Raw genomic sequence first — 7596 nt, forward strand, 5'->3', positions numbered from 1 at the left:
CAGTCATGCCATTTCTAGCTTCTTCTATTTTTGGTCCTAATTTACCTTGATCAGGTACAACAGGATTAGCAAGGGCCATAGGAATCCATGGTGCAGAGTTAGTCGCTAACAACGCAGCGAAGATAGCCATTGCCGTCTGCTTTCTTATATTCATATTACTCTCCTTTTCTAGTACATATCATTCACCATGTAATGGAATAGTTGCACTAGATTACAACACTTAAAACTGATAACTGCCTCTAAAGGCCCACACACGCGTATCTGTATCAAAACCTTCTGGTTTCTTAATTGGTGTTCCTAATGATACATCATAGTTTACATCGTCACCAACCATACCACGTACACCAACCACACCACCAATTAAGGTATTACCTAATTGAGTTTCTGTAGATGGCCCCCATACATGTCCAATATCTATCCCTACATATGGAGTAATTTGTTGTTTTCTAAATGGTAATGCCCATTCATTTTGTACATAATAGCCAGAGTCGCCTCTTAAGGTTTCTTCTCCACTAAAACCCCGTACAGAATAACGCCCACCAATACTAAATTGATCGGTTCCGAATAGACGTTGATCTGTGAACTGGCTTCTAAAACGCATCGTATATGTACCTTGCTTATGGCCCATACGAACACCAGTTTGAATTTGACCTTCTACGCCCGCCATTTTATATAGTGTAGTAGGATTATCTGACAAGCCTTCCCAACTCCGTACTTGAGCACCCAATCCATTAATACCTTGTCGATAAAATAGATATACATCAGATACAGTATTGCCACTATATTGACGATGAGATAAACCAACTTCAACAGCTGTCGTATGTTGCTCTTGTACACCAAGCTCTACATCATCTAAATAATTGTGGCGTTCTTTATGAATAACTTTAGCCACAGCCGAAGTCTTAGAGTGACTTGTTCTATTTAATACTTGCTCTACTGCAAATTCTGTACCTTGCGTAGTACCAGAAGAGCGAAACGCATTTGGCATGAATACTAATTGATTATAGCTATACTTATATGTCGAAAGACGATATGTACGGTTCCCATCAGGAACTGAATAGCTAACCGCATATTGTTTTGATCCATGACCATCATCATGATGACTTATATCTTTTGTAAAGCTAGTGGTTAGTACATCATTTAATCCTGCCAATTGACTGAAAGATAGATATACTGTCCCTTGATATGTTCCTGTTGATTTATTTCCAGAATTATCTAGCATCAAAGATCCGTGTACAAAGCCTTTTTGCTCAACGGTAAGCTTAACAATAGAATGTAACGGTTTTGTCCCTGGCTCTATGGTCATTTTAATATCTTGTCCAGGTACATTACGCATTTGGTCAATCCCTTGCTCTAGTGCTTGACGTCGTAATACGTAACCCGGTCTTACAGGAAAGGCACTACGCCAATTGGTACGTGCTTTAGGATTTGTAAGAACAATATCCTCTACATAGCCAGGCATAATCTCAAAAGTGAGTGTACCAGATTGTAAATCTTGATTTGGCACAACTACTTGACTCGTAATGTACCCATCAGATAACAGTTGCTCTTGTAATTCCTTTTGTAAAAACTGAATACCCTCTGTTCCAATGCGATTATGGTTATATACCTGCAATCGATTTTTATATTTTTGAAGTACTGGTTCTGAGGAGGTTACTACAATATGCTCTATTGCAAATGATGTACTTTCCTTAGGTAATGACTTCATTGGTGCTTTATCTAAACCTGTATAAGCAGATTTTGAACGCGACAAAGCGGCCCCAGTCATTGGTGCTTCTGCACGTTGGCGTAATGAAGCATCGGCTCGGGCCGCTTCTTGTTGTATAAATGGGTTTGAAACTTCTGCCGCAAAACTAGGCATCGTACCGAATGTGGTCAGCAAGCCAACACAACCTGCTGCAATACATACAACTCTCATTAATTCCTCTCCTTTCGTTATAAGGTAAATTATATATTAAATTATCTTTTTTTTGCAACAAAATGTTAAATATTTTAATATTTTATTTATACTTGAAGCATTCTAATATTATTAAAGAATTATAATACTATTTAGAAGAAGAGATACTCCATTTGGACTCCAGATTTTACGCTTCCACAATATTTCAAGTTTAAAAGTAAATATAGAGACGTTGATAATAAATCCTATACAAAGCTAATAAATCAAAACTCAAAAAAAATTCCAAGTCCTAACTACATTGTTAGAACTTGGAATCTTTTATTATACTGCTATTAAAAAGAAATTCGGCTACCTTGTGATTTAAACCTTCCAGACGCTTCTGATAATTTCTTATATATATCAAATGTTTCAGATGGACCTAAACTTTCAATCGGTTGTAATATCATATTATCACCGTAATACCGTTGTTGTAATCTAGTAAAATTATTTATAGTTTCAACATCTTCTGGATTTAAATAATATACAATAATTGTATTGCTCTCTTGATTGATAATAACATAGACATCATCATTCATCGCATAAATTTTATCATTAATAATATCCATCGAAATACCTTTATTAATGAGATATACACTGTAGGCCTTATCAAAAATTGTATTGTATCTACTATCAACTACATACCGATACTGTAAATCATGATATAACCAACCCCCACCTATAAAGAGAAATAGACCAAATATACCTACCAATATCGTGGATAACTGCAGTAGACTCTTTAAAAAATCTATTATTTTATTCATATTTATATAATTGTAATATTTCTCCATAAGCTCACTATAATATAACACCCTACAAAAGCTTTTATCCCTAATAATGAATTATAAATGCAATATTTCTAACCAATTATTACGTGCTAAAACTACATTATATCCATCATTTTTTGGATTCTTTGTTACGTAAACTCTATATAATTGATTTTCATATACAAACCAATTTTTATTTTGCTCAACAAGCTCCCAGTTTCCACTTAAGGGTTTTATGGATTTTATATCCATATGTTGTGAATCTTGCTTTATATTAATTGATCGACCTATAGATAAAAGATTTCTTCTATTAAAATCATAAGGCTCTCCATCAATTATATAGTGTTCTCGCGGAAAAGCTGTATTTAAAGCTTGTGTCAGTTCCATTCTAGATTGCTCAATAGTATCATTAAACAAAAACCTATAGCCTAATCCACAAATTAGCCATACGAAAAAACAGCCTAAAAATAAATACCAAAGAATAGAATAAATTGTTTTAAATTTCATCGCTAACCCCCTCTATATTGCCTATATACTAGATCTATCGAGCAGAGCAGCTAGAGAATTAAAGATATTCCCAGTTACCACTTTCAATTAAACGCCGATATCTTATAGGAACATTCTCGTAATTATCTATTATCTTTATTCTGCCAATAAAATCATCATATTGTTTTTCATCCATATCAAATTTAAGATTTACAAATATATAGTGATCTAAATATCCATCATAAATAATATATTTTTGTTGAATATGATCAACTTGACCAATAAAAATTTGATGTTTATAAATTGATTTGTATATATGATAATTATCTAATTCTAAGGAGTTTATTAATTTATATGACTTTATACCAGATCCAATTCTAATCATTTGTCTATAATCATACAATACGCCTTCATTATTTAACTGAATTAAATAATCTGGCTTTATACCAACCACACTTCCTAATTCGGCATGAAAAAACCAGGAATTCACTAGAAAATAGATACCAATTAAAAACAGCGAAAAAACATTTCCTAATATGCTAATTATTAGCAATCGCTTTTTCCACATCAGCTAATCAACCTCTACTTTCATTCGGAATTCTACATATATATTAATTATTACGCTATCAGAACTTTGCAGCCTATACTAAATCAATTCCTTCTTTGTAATATTAAAGTCACTTTATCAGAGCCTCGTTCTTTAAATAGTTCGAGATAAATATTAGTATCATAATCATGTCCAACAATACGATTCTTGTTAATCTCATTCCAGCCTATATTTTGTTTTGAAAGTATTCCTTTAACATCATCAATTGTAACTGAGTCATACGTAATTTCAAGATTATTATTTTGATAGGCTCTACCAGACGCATAGTATTCTTCACTTACTTTGTTAACAGATATATCTTCTAGTTTTTGCTCGTATAATTGAAGGCTTTGCATTTGCTCCGGCCTTTTAATATATGCATTTAAAGACATAGCTCCCATTAATAAAAACCAAAACAAAGCAAAACCAATATAAAATTTAACCGTAAAAGGGATTCGATCTAATATAGATTTTACACCGCTCCATACTTTCATAATGTCTCCTATATGATCAGTTAATATTCAATTCACTTCTATATTTCAATTATATATTAAACCAACTTATATCACCAACGGACATTTTAATATTGTTATCTTTTATTTATTTTTATAGTTAGCCTTAACAAATAATGCCAAAGTGTTAGTACAGGCATTTATACTATAGTAATACAAAAGCACCATCTACCTAGGTCCGACTTATATGTCGTTTCCCATTAAGATAGATGGTGCTTTTATGATTGTTCTAATTAAATTGTTCAAATAAACATGTTCCACTCACATACAATATAATATAGCACTATTTTATATTTCGTCGTGCTGCCAGACTGCCAGCGCTGCTAGCTAGGCCAGCCCGATTGATATGTGGGTTCCCATGTTTGTACGTTTTTGGTTTGCTACTTTTATCTTCTACCTTTGATTTCTCAAATTTAGTAAATAGATTATCTAGCTCGCGCAAGAGCTCACGTTTTTGTGAGTCTTTCAGCTCAAATACTTCACCTTTATAGGCGATGTATTTATTTTTGAGTACAGGACTGAGATCATAGATGGGCTCGTGTTGTTCTCCATTTACATCTAGCAGCTCATCCAAGGTCAATCCATAATAGCGAGACAGGGCACAGAGTGTATCTAAATCTGGTTCGCGATACCCTGTTTCGTAGTTTGAAAGCGCCGCATTACTGATACCTACGGCCTTTGCTACTTCGATTTGGCTTTTGCCCATGCGCACGCGAGCACGCTTTAAGTTCTTATAAAACTGCATGTTCATCACCTACATCGATACATAAACAACTACAAACTATATATTTTTACAATAATGTATCACTAATTTTTTAATGTATCACCAATTTTTTTGAAAGCTTCATCAGCTACGGCTAATGTGCGTTCGATTTCACTGCTCTTATGGCAGATAGATACAAAGTTACTTTCATAAGGACTTGGCGCATAGTAAATACCATGGCTCAAGTTATGATGGAAGAACATTTTAAAGTGTTCTTCGTTGCAAGATGCTGCATCATCGAAGTTCTTAACTGGTTTATCAGTGAAGAAGATGGTGAACATGGAGCCTACCCGTTGTACTACTACAGGCACATTGTATTGAGCAGCCAAGCGTTCAAAGCCTTCACAAAGGGCAATGGTTGCGTCTTCAACTTGTTTAAAAATAGTTGGGTCTCTTTGCAAAATGGAAAGCGTTGCAAGACCAGAGGTTACGGCAATTGGATTACCGCTCAATGTACCAGCTTGATAAATAGGACCAGCTGGTGCGATTTGATTCATAATCTCACGAGCACCGCCAAATACAGCAAGTGGCATACCACCACCGACGATTTTACCAAGGCAAGTAAGATCTGGTTTAATATTATAACGTTTTTGAGCACCGCCGCTGCTAGCGCGGAAACCACACATAACTTCGTCAAAGATCAATAATGCACCGTGAGCCTTAGTTACTTCACGCAAGGTTTCAAGGAAGCCTGGTTCTGGAGGCACACAGCCCATGTTGCCTGCTACAGGTTCTACAATGATAGCCGCAATAGTGTCACCAATCTCGTCGAATAACTTGCGAACCGCATCAGAGTCATTGTACGGCAAAGTAATAGTGTTTTCTGCTACACCTTGAGGAACACCAGGGCTATCTGGTACACCAAAGGTAGCAAGGCCAGAGCCAGCTTTTACCAAGAGCGCATCACTATGACCATGGTAACAGCCAACGAATTTCACAATGCGATCGCGACCAGTATAGCCACGAGCTACGCGCAAGGCACTCATAGTAGCCTCAGTACCAGAGTTAACGAGGCGGATAACCTCCATAGATGGCATGAAGGCTTGTACCTTTTTAGCCAATTCTGTTTCTAGTAAAGTAGGCGCACCGTAGCTTGTGCCGCGAGGAATCGCTTCTTGTAGGCTAGCAATAACCTCAGGGTTCGCATGGCCCAAAATCATAGGACCCCAGCTCAAGACATAATCAATGTATTCGTTGTTATCGATATCATAAATACGGCTGCCGCTAGCGCTGCTGATAAACGGAGGGTTAGAACCTACACTGCGGTAGGAACGAACCGGACTGTTTACGCCACCTGGCATATAACGTTTAGCCTCTTCAAAGGCCTTTTCAGATTTACCGAGTTGGAACATGGTTTCTCCTTACTTTTGTAACCATTTAGCAATATCTATAGCATGGTACGTAATGATGATTTTAGCACCAGCGCGCTTCATGGAAAGCATTGTTTCCATAACGAGGCGTTCTTCGTCGATAAGACCAGCCGCTGCAGCGGATTTAACCATTGCATATTCACCAGACACATTGTATACCGCCACAGGCAATTCATAGCGGTCACGTGTTTCGCGAACGATATCCAAGTAGGACAATGCTGGTTTAATCATGATAATATCTGCACCTTCAGCGATATCCAGTTCGATTTCTCTGAAAGCTTCCAAACGATTAGCTGGATCCATTTGATAGGACTTGCGGTCCCCAAATTTAGGAGCGGAGTTAACAGCACCACGGAATGGACCGTAGTAAGCAGATGCATATTTTGCTGCATAGCTCATGATGGATACATTTGTATATCCAGCCGCATCAAGGGCTTCACGGATAGCACCTACACGGCCGTCCATCATGTCCGATGGAGCCACCATATGGGCGCCTGCTTCCGCTTGGCTTACCGCTACTTTACAAAGTAATGGCAAGGTTTCATCATTTAAGATTTCATGATCATCAATCATGCCACAGTGACCTGTAGAGGTATATTGGCACAAGCATACGTCAGAAACAACCAAGAGATTTGGCACTGCTGCACGGATGGCTTTAATAGCTTGTTGTACAGGTTGGGACATATCCCACGCAGAGGAACCTTGTTCATCTTTATAGGTAGGAATACCAAAGATTTCTACACCGCGAACGCCAAGATCATACGCCTCTTGGGCTACTTTCACAGCCTCATCAACAGATAAGTGATATTGACCTGGCAATGTGTCGATTTCATTTTTGATACCTTCACCAGGTACGATAAATAATGGATAAATTAAATCAGTTACGTCGAGTGTCGTTTCGCGCACCAAATCACGCATTTCTGGACTGATACGCAAGCGGCGAGGACGATATGTTAAATCGTACATGTAATCCTCCTAAATGTCCTTTATAATAGCATTTACTAAGCCATCAGTTGTATATACATCGCTGATAACAGCTGGTTTAAGACCTGCACTCATAGCTGTAGCAGCCGTAATTGGACCGATACAAGCCACTTTAGTTTTGCCTAATAGGTCTAATGCATTATCACCCAATAATTGGATTGTATTCGTTACAGTAGAAGAGCTTGTAAAAGTAAT

General features: G+C 37.1%; 9 protein-coding genes. All 9 read right to left on the reverse strand.

Annotated features, from left to right (window positions below):
• Positions 1–220: 220 nt before the first annotated feature.
• Positions 221–1918 carry a ShlB/FhaC/HecB family hemolysin secretion/activation protein gene (locus Q0F90_RS05785; RefSeq protein WP_296004134.1) on the reverse strand — a complete coding sequence of 566 codons (1698 nt, stop codon included), beginning with the start codon at positions 1916–1918 and terminating at the stop codon, positions 221–223.
• Between the two features lie 311 nt (positions 1919–2229).
• The gene (locus Q0F90_RS05790; protein ID WP_296004135.1) at positions 2230–2724 is read right to left on the reverse strand and encodes a hypothetical protein; all 495 of its coding nucleotides are present in this window, start codon (positions 2722–2724) and stop codon (positions 2230–2232) included.
• 51 nt (positions 2725–2775) lie between these two features.
• Positions 2776–3207 carry a hypothetical protein gene (locus Q0F90_RS05795; protein ID WP_296004136.1) on the reverse strand — a complete coding sequence of 144 codons (432 nt, stop codon included), beginning with the start codon at positions 3205–3207 and terminating at the stop codon, positions 2776–2778.
• A gap of 58 nt (positions 3208–3265) precedes the next feature.
• Positions 3266–3754, reverse strand: a complete 489-nt coding sequence (locus Q0F90_RS05800; protein WP_296004137.1) for a hypothetical protein — start codon at positions 3752–3754, stop codon at positions 3266–3268.
• Positions 3755–3837: 83 nt separating this feature from the next.
• A complete protein-coding gene (locus Q0F90_RS05805) occupies positions 3838–4266 on the reverse strand; it encodes a hypothetical protein (RefSeq protein ID WP_296004138.1) in 429 nt (142 codons plus the stop codon).
• A 301-nt stretch (positions 4267–4567) separates the two neighbouring features.
• The gene (locus tag Q0F90_RS05810) at positions 4568–5029 is read right to left on the reverse strand and encodes a helix-turn-helix domain-containing protein (protein WP_296004139.1); all 462 of its coding nucleotides are present in this window, start codon (positions 5027–5029) and stop codon (positions 4568–4570) included.
• Between the two features lie 62 nt (positions 5030–5091).
• Complete coding sequence (gene hemL, locus Q0F90_RS05815) at positions 5092–6399, reverse strand: glutamate-1-semialdehyde 2,1-aminomutase (protein ID WP_296004140.1); 1308 nt, start codon at positions 6397–6399, stop codon at positions 5092–5094.
• Positions 6400–6408: 9 nt separating this feature from the next.
• Complete coding sequence (gene hemB, locus Q0F90_RS05820; protein WP_296004141.1) at positions 6409–7383, reverse strand: porphobilinogen synthase; 975 nt, start codon at positions 7381–7383, stop codon at positions 6409–6411.
• A 9-nt stretch (positions 7384–7392) separates the two neighbouring features.
• The coding region (locus tag Q0F90_RS05825; protein ID WP_296004142.1) for a uroporphyrinogen-III synthase at positions 7393–7596 on the reverse strand (204 nt) is incomplete at its 5' end.

This window comes from uncultured Veillonella sp., from assembly GCF_934190855.1.
In the GTDB taxonomy this organism is placed as follows: domain Bacteria; phylum Bacillota; class Negativicutes; order Veillonellales; family Veillonellaceae; genus Veillonella.